The sequence below is a fragment of the Serratia plymuthica NBRC 102599 genome, from assembly GCF_001590925.1.
Classification (GTDB): domain Bacteria; phylum Pseudomonadota; class Gammaproteobacteria; order Enterobacterales; family Enterobacteriaceae; genus Serratia; species Serratia plymuthica.
This window is the reverse complement of record NZ_BCTU01000012.1, coordinates 150,557-169,692: the sequence shown is the minus strand read 5'-3', so window position 1 is coordinate 169,692 and position 19,136 is coordinate 150,557. Positions and strand designations below refer to the sequence as shown.

Genomic DNA, 19,136 nt, shown 5'->3' with positions numbered 1-19,136 from the left:
GGCACAAACGACAGGCGAAAAAAAACCTGCTTAAAAAGCAGGTTTCTTAAATGTGGTCGGCGAGAGAGGATTACGCGCATCTTTGATGCTTGCCCTGCGGGCCGTTGCTAAAGCAACGTGGTCTCGCTGCGCTCGGCTCAAACCTCCTTCGGAGGTTCTCATCCTCTTGAACGACAGACGAAAAAAAACCTGCTTAAAAAGCAGGTTTCTTAAATGTGGTCGGCGAGAGAGGATTCGAACCTCCGACCCACTGGTCCCAAACCAGTTGCGCTACCAAGCTGCGCTACTCGCCGATGGGGGCGCATGTTACTGCCGGCCATCATAGGCGTCAATGACTTTTTCAACTGCGCCCGTCAAGTGGCGATAAAAACGGCATAAAGCGCTGCACCAGAGCCTGTGCAGCGCTTTTGCGTTATGCCTTGGCGGTTTTCAGCGCCGGCGACTGGGCGCGCAGGAACGGCAACAGGAACAGCGCGGACAGGCAGGCGGCGATGGAAATCACCACGAAGAAACCGTTCCAGTGCCAGATTTCCATCACCCGGGCGATCGGATAGCCGGACAGCGCCGCGCCTAGGTAAGCGAACAGGCCGACAAAACCGGTTGCCGCGCCGGCGGCATCCTTGTGCGAACATTCCGCCGCCGCCATGCCGATCAGCATCTGCGGGCCAAAGATGAAGAAGCCGATGGCAAAGAAGCAGGCAGCCTGCAACAGGAAGGTGACGCCCGGCATGATCCACAGCGCCGCAACCGACAGGAAAATACCGATGGCGAAGATCAGGTTCATTGGCCCACGGTTACCGCGGAACAGCTTGTCAGAACCCCATCCGGCCACCAGCGAGCCGATAAAACCGCCCACTTCGAACAGCGAGATCGCCGAGTTGGCGGTCATCAGCGAATAGCCTTTCTCCTGCGTCAGGTACAAGTTTCCCCAGTCGTTGATCGCGGTACGCACGATGTACACCAGCACGTAAGAGACCGCCAGCAGCCAGATGTACTTGTTGGTCAGCACGTAGCGCTTGATGATTTCCCGGTTGGTCAGCCCCTGGCCTTCCGATTCCTGCACCAGCTCCATGGCGTCGTTGCGCCATTTACCGACGCTCGGCAGACCCATGGTGGACGGCTTGTCACGCAGGCGCCAGCACATCAGCAGGCCCAGCACCACACCGATGATGCCCGGAATGATCATGCCGTAGCGCCAGCTGAAGTGCAGTGAGATAAAGCCGACCAGCAGCGGGATCAGCGCGCCGCCAAAGTTGTGCGAGGTGTTCCAAATAGCCCACCAGCCACCGCGCTCGGAGCGCGAGTACCAACTGGTGAGGATTTTGGAGCATGGCGGCCAGCCTCAGCCCTGGAAGAAGGCATTGAGGATCCACAACGTGCCCAGCATCATCAGCGAAGAGCTGAGGCCGAAGAAGATGTTGAGTATCCCGGTCATGATCAGGCCCAACCCCATGAAATAGCGCGGGTTCGAACGATCGCTGATCATACCGGAGATAAACTTCGAACAGCCGTAGGTAATGTAAAACAGCGTGCCGAGGATGCCGACATCGGACATCGTCAGGCCAAGATCGCTCAGCATTGCCGGCATGATGAAGTTGAAGCTTTTGCGCGTGAAGTAAAACGCGGCATAGCCGATGTACATCGTCCACATCAGTTGGATACGCCAGTATTTATAGCTGGCATCGATCTGTTTTTGATCGGTGACCTGCGGCACATCCTGGCGGCTTTTAAGGAAAGACCACATGTGAAACCTCAGAAGAAGGGGGAAAGTGCCGCTATCATGCTGCGCGCGTGCGCGAATGGCTTACGCCGGATTCCCGACGCGGCTAGGAGTATTTCCTAGTTTTGCCCTTCTGTCAGTGAAACTGTGGGTAAGATCACATTCAAACAGGTGCCCTGCTCTGACGTCAGCCGCAGCCGGCCACCCAGCGCGCTGATACGCTCCTGCATGCCACGCAGACCGTAGCCCGGCTCGTGGCTGGCCAGATCGATACCCACGCCGTTATCGCGAATGGTCAGCAGGATTTGCGGCGGCCGCCCTTTGCGACGGCCAAGACGCGCATCCAGCTCAATCCGGCTGGCGGCCGCGTGGCGGCAGACATTGGTCACCCCCTCCTGGCACACCCGATACAACGTGATCTTCAGCGTCTCGTCCAGCAACTCATCCGGCACCTGCCACTGCATCACGCTAACCAACGAGGCATCTTGCGGCAATGATTCACGCAGCATCGCCGCCACCGCCGCCGACAGCGGCAGGTTATTCAACGCCGCCGGCCACAGCTGGGTCAGAACGTCATGCACGCCGTCATAGACCCGCAGCGCCAGCGTATCTATGACTTCGGCGCAGCCAATCACCTGCGGCTGCGGCGCCAGGCGTTTAACGATGCTGGCCTGGGTGCGGATGACGGTGATGGTCTGGCCGACCTCGTCGTGCAGCTCCCGCGCCACCTCACGCCGGGTCTGTTCCTCTGCGGTGACCAGCGCGCGCGCCAGTTGGCGGTTTTCCGTCAGCCGCAACCGCAGTTGCTGGTTCAGTTCGCGCTGGCGCTGGATGCCCGCACCGAGCAACAGGCCGGTCAGGCTCTGGGCCAGCAGCGACAGCAGCAGATCGCGGTGTGATTCAGGCTGCGGCGGCTCGTTGGCCACCAGCACCACGCCGTTGAGCAGCGTCGCCAGCAGCGCGCCCTGCCAGCCATAACGGTAGGACATAAAGACAATCGGAATAGCCAGGCAGAACGGCGCGAAGCGGCGCAGCTCGGCGGCGTTCACTTGCTGCTGCAACCAGATACTGAGCGCAAACAGCAGCAGATAGCTGGCCAGATGACGCAGACGCAGCGTCACCGGTTTATGGATCAGGCCCGGCTCGAGCGGTACCCAGATTTGCCGCGCCAGATAGTGCCACAGCAGCAGGCAGGTCGGCGCAATGGTGAAACCGCCCGCCAGGCCAAGCAGCAGCGCACGCGCGCCCTCGCCGTTCACCAGTTGCCACACCATGGCCTGCAACAGGGCCGCCGCCGCGACTACCGCGCCCTGCAGCAGCGGCCATTGCCATTCACTGTCGCTTTGCTGATGGCGCAACAACCAGGGGGAAGCCAGCAGGCTGAGCAGCACCGTCAGCGCCAGCACCACGACCGAAGCCCACAGTGCCGGGCCATAGCCGAACTGATCCGCCAGCAGCACCATCAGCAGCAGATCGGCCAGCAAAATTCCTGGCCAGAAACGGTAAGGGCTTTGCAGCAAAATGCCCATCCGCAGGCCAAACGGGAACAGCAACAGCGCCTGCCACGGCGGGTCGATCAGCGCAGTACCTATGCCCCACAGGCAAAAGGCGCTGGTGGCGTAGATAAAGAACAACGCCAATTGGGTGATCAGGCGTTGCATCACAGGTTCAGCATCCGCTTGGCCAGCTCGACGTTGTTATTGATGCCCAGCTTGGCGAACAAATTGGCGCGATGCACGTGCACCGTTTTCGGCGACAGCCCCAGCACAACGGCAATCTCCCGCACTTCCTGCCCCTGCGCCAGCAACAGCGCGATTTCGCGTTCGCGGCGGGTGAGAGGATCGACCTTCACCCGCGCCAACTGTTGGGCGATTTCCGGCATCAGGTACACGCCACCGCTGGCGACGGTGCGCACTGCGGTGATCAAATCCTCCGGCTTGCAGCGCTTGGACAAAAAACCGCAGGCGCCGCGCTCCAATGCCAGCTCCACCAGCGCCGGATTGTCATGCATCGACAGCATCACTACCCGGATCCCGGAGGGAATGTCCGCCAGCAGATCCAGCCCGCTGCCGTCCGGCATCGAAATGTCGCAGATGCAGATTTCCGCCTCCAGGCCCGGCAAGCCGGCGCGCGCCTGAGCCGCACTGCTGAACTCCCCGACCACCTGAATATCCGCCTCCAGCGACAGCAGTTGTACAAAGCCCGATCGCACAATGTCATGATCGTCAATAAACGCCACGCGCAGGGTCATGGAAATCTCCGGTCCAAGGGGAAAGTGCGCAAGTATACCGCAAGCCTGAGCCGGATGAGTTGAAGAGGGGGACATGCATCCCCAAAATAATTGGAGTCGCATCAAGGCGGCAAGACCGTTCATCCCCAGGAGCTTAGTAAACTAAGTGACTGGGGTACACGGGCACAGCCAACACAGATGCAGCTTCAAGTATGACGGGGATATTAACGCCGGGCGCAGCCGCGCCCGGCGGGAAGAAAATTACAGCGGGGTCGCCGCCGCTTTTTGCTGCGGGATGTTGCACCAGTTGTTTTTATCCACGATGCCGCCATCCGGCGAGGTGTAACCGAGACAACCGAGAATGGTATCAAACAGCTCGACGTGACGGTGGGTCTTGCCGATACGCTGCTGCGCCTGCAGTTGCTCAAACGCGCTGCGATGCTGCGGGTCTTCCAGGAACTTGTCGGAGGTCCATACCATCATCGGCACGCGGAATTGCTCCGGCGGCGCCATTTCGCGTGGCGTGCCGTGCAGGTGTGAATTCTCGCCTATCGACTCGCCGTGATCGGACGAATAGAACACAATCGCCTTCTTATCGCGCACCTGGTCGATCACATTGGCGATAAAGCTGTCGGTATACAGCACCGAGTTATCGAAAGCGTTAACCAACTGATCTTTGGAACAGAAGTCGTCAACACCGATGCACTCCGGCTGATAGCGCGCGTAGCTGCGCGGATAACGCTGCGAATAGAGATAATGCGAGCCTTTGGTGTGCAAAATCACCATGTGCTTGCCTTTCGGGTAACGCGACAGCGACTCTTTCATTTCGTCCACCAGCAGCATGTCGTCGACCGATTTGCCGTCGTTGCGTTTCTCGGAGGCGATCATCTCGCGGAACGAATAGTTGTCCACTTCGGTATTGTTGTAGAACCAGACCTCGCTCTGCATGGCGAACAGCTCGGAGGTGAAGCCCAGGTTTTTCAGCACCGCAAACACGTTTTGTTCTTTCAGCGTGCGCTGCGGGTTGTCCGACGTGCCGCCTTCGCGCACAAACATGCAACGCAGCGACAGCTTGGTGGCGGTATCGCAGGATTCACCGCGGAACGCCACCAGGTTTTTCTCCTGCGACAGCCTTGGCGTGGTATCACGGTCATAGCCGAGAATGCCCATATGATCCCAACGCGTGGTCTCACCAATGATGAATACCACGTAGGTGTCATCGATATCCGCCGGCGGCACATAGGTAAAATTCTTGGCCGGATCGAACAAGTTGGCCTGATCCAGGCTTTCGTCGTAGCGGGTATAGGCAAACAGCCCCAGCGCCGAGATCCAGTTGGATGGCAGGTAGGAATGCGCCACCACGCCGCCGTAGCTTGGCAGATCGACGTTAGTGATTTTTTCCTGCGCGCTTTGCTCTTTGTCCAGCATGCGCAGCGGCAGCCAGACCAACGCCACCACCGCCACCAGCACCATCAGCGGTTTCACCCGGTGTCCGGGAGTTTTCAGCTGTTCGATCAGCGTGTAGCGCAGGTTGTTTTTCCAGATGCACAGCAGCGGCAATGCGCTGAGTACCGCCATCCACAGGACGAAATGCATCCCGACCACTTCTTTCGACAGGTCGATATCCGTGGTCATCACCGAGACGACGATGCCATAGCCAATCACCACGTTGAAGAACGTCATGTAATAGCTGGCGGCAACGGAAATCAGCACTAATAGCGAAGCGATAATGCGGTAAAACAGCCGGCCGCCCAGCGATACCAGCCGCATAATGAAGAAGGTGAACAGAACGATAGCGATAACTTCAGTGACCGCAGAGATAACCTTAATGCCCTGAATACCGTGCGAAAACGAATCAAAACGACGATAAAAAACGGAAAGGTTCAAAAAGATGCCGATATAAATCGCTAACAATAACGATAAATTCTGCTGTGATAGCGATTTAACTTTGTTCATGTAACGCGGTGGCTCCGGAGCTTTAACAGTTCTGAATCAGTCAGACATTGGATGCGGCTGCAGGTTCAGCCGATCGGCAATAAGCGCTATTTTAGGGGTAATAATCAAGTGAATTCTCACAAAACAGGCATTTTTTGCCGTTTTTTGTGATGACGATAAATGCGGGGCAGAAGGGGAAATGGAGAGTTTCCCCTCCATTTTTTCCGTGGTGTCGGCGAAAACGTTATTTAACGTTAAGAGTTACATCAATATTGCCGCGGGTGGCGTTGGAGTATGGGCACACCACATGGGCTTTTTTCACCAGGTCTTCGGCTACGCTGCGTTCAATGCCCGGCAGGGTGATATCCAGTTGCACTTCGATGCCGAACCCGTTGGGGATTTCACCGATACCGACGGTACCGTCGATTTTGGCCTCGGCCGGGATCTTCACTTTTTCTTTCGCCGCGACAAACTTCAGCGCGCCAAGGAAGCAGGCCGAATAACCGGCGGCAAACAGCTGTTCCGGGTTGGTGACTTCACCGCCCGCGCCGCCCATTTCTTTCGGCACGCCCAGTTTCACATCCAGCACGCCATCGGATGAGGTCGCACGACCATCGCGGCCACCGGTGGCGGTTGCATGAGCGCGGTAAACAACTTTTTCAATGGACATAAATCGTTCCTTATTTCTGGGTTGGAGGTATGACATCGGCTTCAGTAGGCTGAACGCCGTCACTGCTCTATCTTTCACGATTAAATCGTACACTACTTATATTGTGCGCTTAATTCAGTGTAGTGCACGATCGGCGATCGTGCTTCTGGCACTGGCCATCAAATCTGGTCGATCAGCTTGCCGCGCAGCTTTTCCAACTGCTGCTTGATATTCACTATTTCGTCGAGGCTGCAATCGGTGGCGCACATCACCGCTTCCGGCACCGCCTGCGCTTTTTCACGCAGCGCGCGGCCGTTTTCGGTTAAGGCGATGATCACCTGCCGCTCATCGGTCGTGGCGCGATAACGCACCAGCAGACCGGCGGTCTCGAGCCGCTTCAGCAGTGGCGTCAGGGTGGCAGAATCGAGAAACAGCCGTTCGCCGATATCCGTTACCCTGATTTCATCCCGCTCCCACAGCACCAACATCACCAGGTATTGCGGATAGGTGAGTTCGAGTTGGCTCAGCAGTTTACGATACACCTTGTTCAACGCCAGGTTGGCGGAGTACAGGGCAAAACACATCTGCTGGTCGAGCAGCAGCAGGTTTTTCGCAGTGGGTTGTTCGGTGTCTTTGGTTTTCATGAGGTAAATATAGATAGTGCGCGATGCAATCGCAAACTATTTTTTACGCGATGTGCTACATTTTTTAATGCAGGGGATGCCACAGCAGGGTGCTGTGCGGAGGGAAAGGATATGACAACCACACTGGTAGAACGTGCGCGCCGTTACGCCACCAAAGCGCATGCGGCGATCGATCAGCGCCGCAAGTACACCAATGACCCCTACATTGTTCACCCACAGGCGGTGATGGAGATCGTCAGCAGCGTACCGCACAGCGAAGCGATGCTGGCCGCCGCCTGGCTACATGACACGGTGGAAGACACGCCGACCACCCTCGGGGATATCGCAAGCCATTTTGGGCCGCAGGTCGCTGAACTGGTGGGCATGCTGACCAACGTCAGCGGCACCGGCGGCGGCAACCGCTTTGAACGCAAAAACCGCGATCGGCGGCACAGCGCCAGCGCCTCGCCGCAGGCTAAAACCATCAAACTGGCGGACTTGATCGACAACACCCGTTCGCTGCTGGAATACGACAGCCACTTTGCCCGAACCTATCTGATTGAAAAACAGCGGCTGCTGGAAGTGCTGACCGAAGGCGACCCGACGCTGTGGCGACAGGCCAGCCATATCGTCGAACAAGGGCTGACCAGGCTCCAGTTGCCGCCGCATAACGTCCCGGCAAGCTGGTTCGAACATGCGCGCCAGCGTTACCGGGAAAGCGATGCGGCGTAGCCGTCAGAACGTGACCACCGTTTTCAACGCCGTCACCCAGGCGTCCTGCGTTTCGCTGACGCCCGCCGGGTGATGCCAATATTGCAGACCCGGCTGCAACTGTAGCCAAGGGGTGACGTTGAAGCGATAGAACAGCTCCGCCGTCACCGAATGCCCCGGCACCGGGCGATAGTTGGGATCCTGATAATCGGTAACGTTGTTGATTTGATTGATATAACGCTGATTATCCCGGTAATGATCGCTCAGCTTGACCATAGACACCCCCAGCCCCAGCCAGTCGTCCGGCCGCGCGTCGAACAAGCCGTGGTAGCGAATGCCGGTCGAGGTGGAATAGTGCATATAGTTGGTGCGTTGATCCGCCAGCCCCAGGCTGTAGAACAGGCTTAACCCCCGGCTGGCGTCATCAGGGTGGCGCGTCACCTGCTGGTTAAAACCGCTATACAGGAACCAGGTACGGTTATGGCTGCGATACCCGTTCGGATCGGTCGCGCCCGCCCCACCGGAAACCCCTTCATACAGATCCTGCTGCCTGGCGTTGGTGAACAGGACACCGATGTTGTACACCCCCGGCAACTGATTGACCGCATTGGTTTTCAGCTCCAGTTCCATCGGCAGTAAAAAGCCCTTGCTGCCCTTGGTGGTGGTGCTCCAGGCATGGCCACGGCTCGTGGCGTTCGGGTTCTGCTCCATCACGCCGGTTTTGAACGTCAGACCGTCGGTCAGTTTGTATTGCAGGGTGGTGCCCCAGTAGTGCACGTTCCAGTTATACCAGGTCAGCGAGTTGGCGGACTTGCCGCCGCACAGCGCCAGCGTCTGGAAATCGCAGGGAATGATCTGATCGAAATCCTGCACCTTGTTCATCATGCCGACACGCCACTGCAGCCGGCGATCGAGAAAACTGCGGCTGAAAGTCAGCCAGCCCAGCCGGGTGATCGACTGGCCACCATAACTTTCCTGCGACAGATCGGTCGGATTGGCGCGCGGATCCTGCAAACGATCGCGCGTCAGGTTATTGTCGTGGTTGCGGTTGACGATATTACCCTCAATGGCCGCGTCCGGGATGCCGGTCAGCGCCTGCAAATCCTGACTGAAGGTCAACGAGAACTGATCGATATACGAAGCCTGCTTATCCTGGTTATACCCGCCGCCGGCGTTATACGACAACTGGCTGAGATAACCGAGGTTATAGTGAAAGCCACTCTCTTCGAGGATCGGTCTGATCCCCAGCATATCGCCCAGCAACCCTGGCGAAGGCGGTTCGAAGCCGAGGGCCAGACCATCCCATTTGGCGGTTGGCGCTTCGACGTCTTTGCCGGTTTGCAACGTTTCCGCCTGCACGCTACTGCAAAACAGCAGCAGTGCCGCGAGTGTCCCGGTGTGAGGTAATGAATATTTCATTATTATATTTCTCCGCATATAAAACACTGACTGCGGGCAACAACATTCCCTGGGCGAGAATTCCCCATAATTGGCAGCAGTGAATAAAGGTGATTGCCCGACGATTGCCGCCGGGCGGGCATTCAGATTTAGCCTTGGTCTTTCAGGCTGTTACCGTTGCTCTGGATCACATCGCGATACCAGTAGAAACTCTTTTTGCGGCGACGTTCCAGGCTGCCGTTGCCTGCATCGTCGCGATCGACATAAATAAAACCGTAGCGCTTGGACATCTCGGCTTTAGAGGCGCTGACCAGATCGATCGGCCCCCAGCTGGTGTAACCCATCACCTCCACGCCGTCGTCAATCGCTTCCGCCACCTGCACCAGATGGTCATTGAGGTAATTGATGCGATAGTCGTCGTTGATGCTGCCGTCGGCTTCAATGCGGTCCTTGGCGCCCAGCCCGTTCTCCACGATAAACAGCGGCTTTTGATAGCGGTCATACAACACGTTGAGCAGGTAGCGCAGCCCGATCGGGTCGATTTGCCAGCCCCATTCCGAACTGGCCAGATGCGGGTTCGGCACCATGTTGAGAATGTTGGCGCGCTCGGCGGTGTTTTGCTGTTCGTCGGTGGTGACGCAGCCGCTCATGTAGTAACTGAAAGAGATAAAATCGATGGTCTCGCGCAGCGCCTGTTGATCCTCGGCGGTGATCTCGACCTGAATGCCGTTTTCACGGAAATAACGCTTCATATAGGCCGGATAGCTACCGCGCGCCTGCACGTCGCCAAAGAACAGCCAGTCGCGGTTCTGGCGCTGGGTTTCCAGCAGGTCCTCCGGCCGGCAACTCAGCGGATACAAAATACCGCCCAACAGCATGTTGCCGATTTTGCCTTCCGGCACGATCTCATGACAGGCCTTCACCGCCTTGGCGCTGGCGACCAGCTGATGGTGAATCGCCTGGTAAATCTCGCTCTTGCTGCTGCCCTCCGGCAGGCCGACGCCGGTGAACGGGGCGTGCAGCGACATATTGATCTCATTGAAGGTCAGCCAGTGCTTCACCTTATGCTTATAGCGTTCAAACACAGTTCGCGCATAGCGCTCAAAGAAGCCAATGGTCTTGCGATTGCCCCAACCGCCGTACTTTTTCGCCAGCCCGTACGGCATCTCATAGTGCGACAGGGTAATCAGCGGTTGAATGCCGTATTTGGCCATTTCATCGAACAGCCGATCGTAAAACGCCAGCCCGGCCTCGTTGGGGGTTTCCTCATCGCCCTGCGGGAAAATGCGCGTCCAGGCAATGGAGGTGCGCAGGCACTTGAAGCCCATTTCCGCGAACAGTGCGATGTCCTGCGGGTAACGATGGTAAAAATCGATCGCCACGTCCTTGATGCCGCTGTCGCCGTCAACCCGTGGCGTCACCGCGCCGAAAATGCCCTGCGGTTGCAGATCGGAAGTCGACAGCCCTTTACCGTCGGTCTGGTAAGCCCCTTCCACCTGATTTGCCGCAACCGCGCCGCCCCACAGAAAATGGTCTGGAAATTTGCTGCTCATCGCTTTCTCCTTGGTTAACGTAATAAAGTCAGCAGCGGCGCCTGTTCCTGCACCCTGCCCTGGCCGCCGGCCAACACGTCGATGTAGTCATCGCTGTTACTGACGATGATCGGCGTGGTGGTATCAAAGCCGGCGGCGTGGATCGCCGCCTGGTCAAACTCAATCAGCAGATCGCCCGGCTTGACCCAATCCCCTTCTTGCACGTGGGCGGTGAAATGCAGCCCGTCGAGCTTGACGGTATCGATGCCGACGTGAATAAGGATTTCCGCCCCGTTCTCCGACTCAATGCCAATCGCGTGTTTGGTTTTAAACAATGACACCACGCGCCCCGCCACTGGCGACACTACCCGCCCTTGCAACGGGACGATCGCCACGCCCTTGCCCAGCAACCCGCTGGCGAAGGTGGCGTCGTTGACCTGTGCCAACGGCATCACCTCGCCGGCGATCGGGCTGACGACAATCTCCTTGCGGTTCAGCGGTGTGACGGGTTTCGGATCCTGTGGTGCAGCCTCCTCTGCCGGCACCACGCCGAACAGATAGCTGGCTACCGCAGCGAAACAGAACGACAACAGGGTGCCGCCAATCGCCCCCCACACCGTGGCATCGAAGCCGCCGGCGGGAATAATCTGCGCAAAGGTGAAGACGCTCACCAGGCCGAAAGAGTATGTGGCGGTATGGAAATAGCCGATCACCGCGCCGCCGAGCGCACCGCCGATACAACCAAAGATAAAGGGCCGTTTATTCGGCAAGGTCACGCCGTAGACCGCAGGCTCGGTAATGCCAAACACCCCGGCGCCGATGGCGGACCCAGCCAGCGCCCGCAGTTTGGCGTCGCGAGTACGCAGCATCACGCCCAGCGTGGCGCCCACCTGTCCCATTACTGCCGGCAACAGCAGCGGCACCATGGTGTCGCGGCCGAGCACGCTCAGGTTATTGATCATCAACGGCACCAGGCCCCAATGCAGGCCGAAGATCACGCACACCTGCCACATCGCCCCCATAAAGGCACCGGCAACGATCGGGTTAAAGGCATAGATACTTTGATAACCGTTGGCCAGCAGGTGGCTGAGCCAGGTTGCCGCCGGGCCGATCAGCAAAAAGGTCAGCGGCACGGTGATCGCCAGGCACAACAGCGGCGTAATGAAGTTGCGCAGCGCGCTGTGGATCACCCGGTTAAACAACGGCTCCAGCCGGCATGAAACCCAGGCGGCGAAAATAATCGGGATCACCGACGAGCTGTAATTGATGAAGGTCATCGGGATGCCGAGGAAATACTCGCGCACTGCGCCTGGCTGCTGCGCGGCTTCAAACGCCGCCATCATCAGCGGGTGGGTCAGCGCGCCGCCGATCGCCATGGTAACGAACGGATTGCCGCCGAACTTTTTCCCGGCGGTATAGCCCAGCATGATCGGCAGGAAGTAGAACAGCGAGTCGCTGGCGGCAAACAACATTTTATAGGTGCCGCCGTCCCCCGACAGCCAGTTGCAGGCCAGGCTCAGCGCCAGAAAACCTTTCAGGATCCCCGAAGCGGCCATCACCCCCAGCAGCGGGGTAAAAATGCCTGACACCACATCGATAAAGCGGCTGAACAGGTTTTCCTTCTTGCCATCGCCCGCGTCATCCGCCGCCGTGCCATCGCCCAGACCGGCGGCCTGATTGACCGCGTTATAAACTTCCGCCACATGGTTACCCACCACCACCTGGAACTGCCCACCGCTCTCCACCACCATGATGACGCCGGGGTTTTCTTTCAGCGCCGCGGCATCGGCACGCTGGCGGTCACGCAGCTTAAAACGCAAGCGAGTGGCGCAATGCACCAGGCTTTTCACGTTGTCGCGGCCACCGACGCCGGCCAAAATCTCACTGGCTAATGTGTCATATTTCATAGCGTTATCCTTGCAAACGATGTTCTGCCGCTCCTGCACAACGATGGCCAATCGCCGTGACGGAATTCAGCGCAAAAAAAAACCTAAACCTCATGGCCCTGCACCCGCAAAGGGGGAACAGAAGCATGAGGTTTAGGTTTTGCCTGCCGGAGCAGTGACAACCCTAAATCGGCTGAGCTATGACGTTAACACTTCGTTTTTTGCCACGGCAAGGCTTTCCGGCAGCAAAGAGTGGAACTGTGATCCGGCATGCAAAACGGCCTCAGTGGGCGAAATAGTGCATGCCGCCATCTACCGGGATCACGGCGCCGGTGATATAGCGCGCCAGCGGGGAACAAAGAAACGCCGCCAGATAAGCCATGTCTTCCGGCTCGCCAAAGTAGCCGATCGGGATATTCTGCTTGATGAACGCCTGGCGCGCGGCCTCGGTCGGGTGCAGTTTTTCACGCACCTGCTCGCTGTTAATCCGCCCAGGTTGCAGCGTATTGACGGTAATGCCCTGCGCCGCCAGCTCGCTTGCCAGCCCCTTGGCCCACAGGTGCAGCGCGCCCTTGGCGGCGGTGGCGGCATTCAGGCTGCGCGGTTCCATCGAGCCGCTGATGGTGATGATTCGCCCCCAGCCCTGCGCCTGCATGCCGGGCAACAGCGCGTGGGTCACCCGGCGGGCCGGCGTAAAGTTCAGGGCGAACGCCTCTTCCCAACCGGCGTCACCTTCGCTCAACGCGGTTGGACGAGCGCCGCCGACCGCATTAATCAGGATATCAATCGTCCCGACCAGGCGTGCCGCCTGCGCCAGCATGTTGTCGAGCGCCGCCGCGTCGGTGATGTCCGCCGCGATCGCATAGGGCCGCGTACCGCCGCTTCGTTCAACCTCGTCGGCCAGAGCCAGCAAACGCTCCTCACGGCGGGCGGTCGCTACCACGGTGACGCCCTGCGCCGCCAGCACCCGAACCATCCCGGCGCCGATGCCTTCGCTGGCGCCAGTGACTAACGCAACACGATCCTGCAGCTGCAAATTCATAAGGTATCCTAATTGAATAATTCAATTTCGCTAAAGAGATAACGGCATTGAATCACAGCCCGCTCTGTGTGAATATTCCATAAAATTGCGGCAATACTGTGCAGGAATTCACTGATGTTCGATTGGCAGGATTTAAAACACTTTGTGGTGCTGGCACGCACCGGTTCATTGTCGGCGGCAGCAAGGGAATTGGGTTGTGACCACGCGACGGTCGGCCGGCGGGTGGCTGCGCTGGAGAAGGCGCTCGGGCTGCGGCTGATCCTGCGGTTGCCACGCAGCACGCCGCTGACGCAGGACGGCCAAAGGGTGGCCGGGCTGGCGGCAGAGATCGAAAATCAAAGTCACGCCATTGTCCGCCATGCCCGCAGCGCCGGTGAAACGCCGCAGGCCCAGGTGCGCATCAGCGCGCCGCCGTCGGTCGCAGCACGGGTCATCGCCCCGCATATCGCCGAGTTTCACCAGGCTTTTCCGCATATTACGCTGGTACTTTCCGGTGAAGCCTCCATCGCCGAACTGGATCGCGGCGATGCCGAAGTGGCGGTGCGCATGGTGCGGCCACAGCAACCGGATTTGCTGGTGCAGCGCATCGGCATGATGCGCTACAGGCTGTACGCTACCCCGCAGCACGCCGCCCTGCCGGAAGCGGCGCGGGCCTTTATCGCCTACGACCATCACCACAGCAACCAGCCGCACCAACAGTGGCTGCTGCAGCTGTTGCAAGGCCGCCCGGTGGTATTTCAGGCCAGCGATCTGTTCTCTCTGCAAGAAGCCGCCCGTTCGGGGCTGGGTGCGGTAGTTTTGCCGACGTTTGTCGCCGATAACGACCCACTACTGGTTGCCCTGCCGACGTCGATAGCGCCGCCAACGCGCGAGTTATGGCTGGTCACCTACCCCGATCTGGCGCGTTCCACCGCCATCCGCACGGTCATGACTTTCCTGAGCGATCTCATCGGAAAAAAATGCCCACTGGCAACATGAAACATCAGAATGGCTAATTGAATGCTGGACAAAAGTCACGCGGGGGATTATTACTGATCACCGCGTAATTTACTTTATGGGCAGCTGTGATCATGACATTGCGTACTGAGTTTGGACGAATTTTGATTACCGGCGCGGGCGGGCGGGTCGCCACGGCATTCCGTCAATCGGTGGGCAATCGCTATCAACTGCGGCTGGCGGAAAGAGACATCAACTTGTTGACCGGCCTGCACCCCGGCGATGAAGTGATCAGCTTCGACATTGCCAATCTCGACGCCTGCCGTGCGGCCTGCGCCAATATCGATACCGTGCTGCACCTGGCCGCCGATCCCTCCCCCGACGCCGATTTTTGCCACTCGTTGAAGGATAACAATATCCTCGGCACCTACAATATTTTCCGTGCGGCGAAAGACGCCGGCTGCAAACGCGTGGTATTCGCCAGCAGCGCGCAGGCGGTAGAAGGCTATCCACTGGATTATCAGATACGGCCGGAAGACGCCCCCAAACCGAAAAACCTGTACGGCGTCAGCAAAGCGTTCGGCGAAGGCATCGCCGCCTATTTTGCCCATCAGGAAGGGCTTTCCGCGCTGTCGGTACGCATCGCCAACTTCACCACGCTGGAAGCCGGCGAGCAGCTAAGCGCCCGTGACATGAGCGCTTTTCTCAGCCACCGCGACGCCGCCGATCTGCTGGAACGCTGCGTCCGTATTGAAGGCGTGCACCATGCGGTGGTGCACGGTGTCTCCAACAACCGCTATAAGCGGCTGTCGCTGGAAGAGACCAGCCGCCTGCTCGGCTACTACCCGCAAGACGATGCGTTCAGCATTCTGGGCTTCGCCTAAAGTTTGTTGTCGATACGCTGTAGCAGGTAGGGGAAGAACGGGTTGGAAGCGATACGCATCAACGAATCGAGATCGACCACCAACACCGACCGTTCGCCGCGCGCAGCGATAGTGCCCAGGCTAATGCCGAACTCATCGCGCTGCGCCGGGAAACGCCCATACAGCGAATCGCTCACCGGGAACGGCAGCGCCACATGCGACAGCGAATAAATATCCGCCGGGTAAGTCATCCCCAGCGGCTGCACGGTTTCCGTGGTTTCACCGGCGGCCGTTATGCGGGCAATCGCCTCACTGCTTTCCGGTGAAGCATTGGCGATTACCGTCGTCTGGTAACGGCGCGGGGGTGCGGGCAACAACTGGCTAACCGCCGCCGCCGCGTTTGGCCGCAGCAGCGGCCCGAAGTTGATTGTACGATTGACGTCAAACAGTACCAGTTCGCTGCCGTTCGCCGGCAATTCGTTGTATAAGGCACGGATCACCGCCCGGGTGCTGACGGTGGAATCCATCACCGACTGGAAGGTCAGCACTGGCGGCAATGCGCCCAGCTTGCCGTCACGCGCCGCACGGGCGATTTGCTGTTGCAGGCTATTGCTGAGCAGATAAGACTGGCGCGCGCCATTCACCGGAAACGAGTTGTATTTAAACGGATTAAACTCCGGCAGCACCCCTAACCACGCCGCTTTGGCAAACGCCGGGAATACCGCCGGCCAACCGGCGATGCCGGCGAAACGGGCAAAGCTGGTGACGCCGATCATCGGCGAAATCAGAATCAGCCGCTGCGGTGCCGCCAGTTTCGGGTCTTCCAGCGCGTCCAGCGCATATTTCATCGCCAGCGCACCGCCGTTAGAAAAGCCCACGATGTGCAGCGGCTTGTCGCCCCCGACTTTACTGCGTGCCTCGCGTACCGCCAACCGCGTCGCCGCCAGCCAATCGCGCCATTCGATATCGGTCAACGCTCCCGGCACCGTGCCGTGCGCCGGCAGGCGAATGCCGACGGCCACAAAACCGCGCTGCCGGTAGTTTTCGGCGATATGCCGCAGGCTGTAAGGGGAATCGGTCAGGCCGTGCAACAACACCACCGCGCCACGCGGTTCGCCCTGCGGCAACAGCTCATAGGAGCGATTCCAGTCCTGGGCGAAGTGCGGCGGATACACAGGGCTGCCGTCGAAATAGCGGTTGAGCGGAATGCGCTCGCTGGCGGAAAGTTTGTCGGTGACGTTGGCCTTCACCTCGTCGAAAACCCGATTTTCGGCGGTCAGGTACGCTTGCCAGTCAGCCTTATCCAGCTCGGCGGTAGCCAACTCGTGCGGCACAAAAGTGTGCCACGGCTCCAACGCCGGGCCGCGTTGGGTGTCGTAAACCCGCACCGCAAGCAACGTGAATACGACGGTGACGACCACAATCGTCAGCCGTTTGATCCCTTTGATTATCGCCCTGGACGGCATACTCACCCCTGAATTCACGGTTCTCCAGCAGCGATTATAGGTGCTAAAGGGGCTTAGGGGCAGCGGTGTGTCCGGATAATAAACAACGCCGGGTCGAGCCCGGCGATTTTAAATAGCTTTCAACCACTGAGTGGCGGCAGTCAGCGCTGGTTCACCAACGGGATGTCGTTGTAGTGCACCACGATCTTGGCATCCTTCGCCACGTAGTAGTTCGGCACTGAATAGGCGATGGTGGCGAAATCAATCTTTCCTCTGTTCTTGAAGTCGGCAATGGCGATACGCGCTACCGACTCATCGGAAATGCGCCATTTGGCGAAAATACCGTTGCTGATATCAATCGCCTTGTAATAGAACACCCCCTGCCACGGCCAGGGACCACGCAGGCCAATAATAAACTCGTCTTCGCCGTCACCGTCGAAATCAGCGCAAACCACCTGATGCCCCGGCCCTTCTCCGTTTTCATTCGGATCGCCATAAATATCCAATAATACGCGGTGCCATTGTGCATCCTGCGGTTGGGCATCATCCTTCTTGTAATACACCGCCACGGTGTTGCCATGGAAAGGCTCGATCGCCGCCACGTAGCTGAAAGCATCATTTCCGATGCGGCCAACGTCCATATCGCCGCTGCCCTTGAAGCCAGTTTTCTCAAACTGCGTCAATTCACCGGTGCCGATCAACACGCGTCGCCAGATATGTACGCTGTCATCGTAATACAACCAGGTGACTCCTTCATCGGAGGCCAGCACCACGGAATCCCTGCCAGACCCGGGGATCAGCCCGCTTTTTTTCTCGGCGCCGTGGATCATGCGGAATGTGCTGTCGTCAATCACCTCCATGTGCCATTCTTCGGCATCCAGCACATCATCGGGCTGGGTGAACAACACCACCGGCAGCACTGCATGCACATCCTCCTTCGCAACAATCGGGAACCCCAGGATCTCGATTTTCTCGCTTTGGGTAAAATACCCAGCGCGCAGGCGATGCATCCCGGTGGTACGCCCGACATAATGCCGTTTCCAACGCTCGCCTTTACTCAGATCGGCCCCCGGGTTTTCAATCCAGTCAATCTTGCCACCGGCGGTATCAGGATCATAAATGGTGCCGATAGGCCCATAAAGTTCATAACAGACAATGGCGTCCGGGTAGCCGTTGCCAGTAATGTCAGCGTAATCAGCACCGACCGGCATTTTGATTTTGTCGACGATAAGGTGCTTCTTCCACTCCGGGCTTTGGTTTTCATACCAATAGAGCTCGCCCAGCGTCAGTCCGTAACCAAACAGATCGGTTTTACCATCCTGATTCAAATCAGCTGCCTCCAGCCAATAGCCATCGCGTAAGTTTTTGGCGACCACTTCTTTGGTAAATTCCGGGATGGTCAGCGGCGTAGGTTTTTCATTATCGGACATGTTCTGCCTCGTCATTGGGTAACGCGTGATATTCCAGGGCCAGCCACACACTGGGTGTGTCAGCGTAATATTGGTGGTAGGGATAGCTGTAGTGCTGTCTATTGCTGATTTGGCAAAATGCCTGTGAAGTCGTTGCCCCAGGGGCCAGCAGCAGGTCTTCACATAGTGAAGCCAATTCGTCGCTCTGGAAGACCTGCATGCGACCAACCCCCAAAATTTGGGTATGGATTTCGATAAAAGAATGCTCGTTGTGAATACCGCAGTGGGTGCCAGGTTCGGCAAACCACAGGTTGGCACGCAGGCTAAAGCGCTGGCTCTCGTAGGCCGCGTCACTGCCCGCAACTAACGCTTGCGGAGGGAAAGACAAGATAGCGATCTCGTCGGGCGGCGATCGGAAAAACGCCACCGCTTCGACACTCTCGGTGCCATAGCGCCTTCCGGGATAACTCTCCTGTTGTTCCCAGTCAATAACCGCGCCTGCTGCCGGGTCGACCGGCAGTTCAAAGATTAGGCAACTTTGCGCCGGGGCAATCAGCTCATTGCAGCGGATAACGGAAGAAAATGCCGGCAATTGTGTTTGCCCGCGATTATTGAGCTTTAGCGCCTGCGGGTTAAAGTTGACGATAAGATGGCGACCGTTCAAATAACGCTCTGTCCCACCTACCAGCAAAACACTGGGCAATGCCGGATGGGAGAAACGAGTGCTACGGCTGGTGACTGCCGTCAGTTCCATGGT

At 58.2% G+C, this 19,136-nt stretch carries 15 protein-coding genes, 1 tRNA gene, 1 other RNA gene and 1 pseudogene; 3 read left to right on the top strand and 15 right to left on the bottom strand.

The window, feature by feature from the left end; all coding sequences use genetic code 11:
- Positions 1 to 53: 53 nt before the first annotated feature.
- From SPL01S_RS09265 to SPL01S_RS09230, 8 genes and pseudogenes are all read right to left on the bottom strand, one after another.
- Positions 54 to 182: non-coding RNA, RtT sRNA (locus SPL01S_RS09265), on the bottom strand.
- A 34-nt stretch (positions 183 to 216) separates the two neighbouring features.
- A tRNA-Pro gene (locus tag SPL01S_RS09260) sits at positions 217 to 293 on the bottom strand.
- A 119-nt stretch (positions 294 to 412) separates the two neighbouring features.
- Positions 413 to 1,744 (bottom strand): annotated as a pseudogene (locus SPL01S_RS09255) (MFS transporter).
- A gap of 95 nt (positions 1,745 to 1,839) precedes the next feature.
- Entirely contained in the window at positions 1,840 to 3,381 is a 1,542-nt protein-coding gene (gene uhpB, locus SPL01S_RS09250) for a signal transduction histidine-protein kinase/phosphatase UhpB (RefSeq protein WP_063199068.1), read from the bottom strand.
- Positions 3,381 to 3,971: a response regulator transcription factor UhpA gene (uhpA, locus tag SPL01S_RS09245; protein WP_004950803.1), complete on the bottom strand. Its 591-nt coding sequence runs from the start codon at positions 3,969 to 3,971 to the stop codon at positions 3,381 to 3,383. Before uhpA ends, uhpB begins: the two co-directional genes overlap by 1 nt.
- A 240-nt stretch (positions 3,972 to 4,211) precedes the next feature.
- Complete coding sequence (gene eptB, locus SPL01S_RS09240; RefSeq protein WP_063199063.1) at positions 4,212 to 5,906, bottom strand: kdo(2)-lipid A phosphoethanolamine 7''-transferase; 1,695 nt, start codon at positions 5,904 to 5,906, stop codon at positions 4,212 to 4,214.
- 223 nt (positions 5,907 to 6,129) lie between these two features.
- Positions 6,130 to 6,555: an organic hydroperoxide resistance protein gene (locus tag SPL01S_RS09235; protein ID WP_004950797.1), complete on the bottom strand. Its 426-nt coding sequence runs from the start codon at positions 6,553 to 6,555 to the stop codon at positions 6,130 to 6,132.
- Positions 6,556 to 6,713: 158 nt separating this feature from the next.
- Positions 6,714 to 7,178, bottom strand: coding sequence for a MarR family winged helix-turn-helix transcriptional regulator (locus SPL01S_RS09230; RefSeq protein WP_063199059.1), 465 nt, complete (start codon positions 7,176 to 7,178; stop codon positions 6,714 to 6,716).
- Positions 7,179 to 7,289: 111 nt separating this feature from the next.
- Between SPL01S_RS09230 and SPL01S_RS09225 the strand changes: the two genes are divergently transcribed.
- Positions 7,290 to 7,889, top strand: a complete 600-nt coding sequence (locus tag SPL01S_RS09225; protein WP_063199056.1) for an HD domain-containing protein — start codon at positions 7,290 to 7,292, stop codon at positions 7,887 to 7,889.
- A 3-nt stretch (positions 7,890 to 7,892) separates the two neighbouring features.
- Here the strand turns inward: SPL01S_RS09225 and SPL01S_RS09220 are convergent, their stop codons facing one another.
- The 4 genes from SPL01S_RS09220 to SPL01S_RS09205 form a co-directional block, all read right to left on the bottom strand.
- Positions 7,893 to 9,287 (bottom strand): carbohydrate porin, encoded by a 1,395-nt coding sequence (locus tag SPL01S_RS09220; RefSeq protein WP_063199052.1) that lies wholly within the window; start codon positions 9,285 to 9,287, stop codon positions 7,893 to 7,895.
- 128 nt (positions 9,288 to 9,415) lie between these two features.
- Positions 9,416 to 10,819, bottom strand: coding sequence for a glycoside hydrolase family 1 protein (locus tag SPL01S_RS09215; RefSeq protein ID WP_062869184.1), 1,404 nt, complete (start codon positions 10,817 to 10,819; stop codon positions 9,416 to 9,418).
- A gap of 14 nt (positions 10,820 to 10,833) precedes the next feature.
- Positions 10,834 to 12,705 carry a PTS beta-glucoside transporter subunit IIABC gene (gene bglF, locus SPL01S_RS09210; RefSeq protein WP_063199048.1) on the bottom strand — a complete coding sequence of 624 codons (1,872 nt, stop codon included), beginning with the start codon at positions 12,703 to 12,705 and terminating at the stop codon, positions 10,834 to 10,836.
- Positions 12,706 to 12,967: 262 nt separating this feature from the next.
- Complete coding sequence (locus tag SPL01S_RS09205; RefSeq protein WP_063199044.1) at positions 12,968 to 13,726, bottom strand: SDR family NAD(P)-dependent oxidoreductase; 759 nt, start codon at positions 13,724 to 13,726, stop codon at positions 12,968 to 12,970.
- A gap of 114 nt (positions 13,727 to 13,840) precedes the next feature.
- Here SPL01S_RS09205 and SPL01S_RS09200 point away from each other — a divergent pair, with 114 nt between their 5' ends.
- Together SPL01S_RS09200 and SPL01S_RS09195 are read left to right on the top strand one after the other, a co-directional pair.
- Complete coding sequence (locus SPL01S_RS09200) at positions 13,841 to 14,704, top strand: LysR family transcriptional regulator (RefSeq protein WP_063199039.1); 864 nt, start codon at positions 13,841 to 13,843, stop codon at positions 14,702 to 14,704.
- Positions 14,705 to 14,796: 92 nt separating this feature from the next.
- Positions 14,797 to 15,546 (top strand): NAD-dependent epimerase/dehydratase family protein, encoded by a 750-nt coding sequence (locus tag SPL01S_RS09195; RefSeq protein ID WP_063199035.1) that lies wholly within the window; start codon positions 14,797 to 14,799, stop codon positions 15,544 to 15,546.
- Here the strand turns inward: SPL01S_RS09195 and SPL01S_RS09190 are convergent.
- The 3 genes from SPL01S_RS09190 to SPL01S_RS09180 form a co-directional block, all read right to left on the bottom strand.
- Complete coding sequence (locus SPL01S_RS09190) at positions 15,543 to 16,991, bottom strand: alpha/beta hydrolase (RefSeq protein ID WP_063199031.1); 1,449 nt, start codon at positions 16,989 to 16,991, stop codon at positions 15,543 to 15,545. The genes SPL01S_RS09195 and SPL01S_RS09190 overlap by 4 nt on opposite strands.
- A gap of 140 nt (positions 16,992 to 17,131) precedes the next feature.
- A complete protein-coding gene (locus SPL01S_RS09185; protein WP_063199028.1) occupies positions 17,132 to 18,400 on the bottom strand; it encodes an FG-GAP repeat domain-containing protein in 1,269 nt (422 codons plus the stop codon).
- Complete coding sequence (locus SPL01S_RS09180) at positions 18,390 to 19,133, bottom strand: hypothetical protein (protein ID WP_120978348.1); 744 nt, start codon at positions 19,131 to 19,133, stop codon at positions 18,390 to 18,392. Before SPL01S_RS09180 ends, SPL01S_RS09185 begins: the two co-directional genes overlap by 11 nt.
- Positions 19,134 to 19,136: the final 3 nt, after the last annotated feature.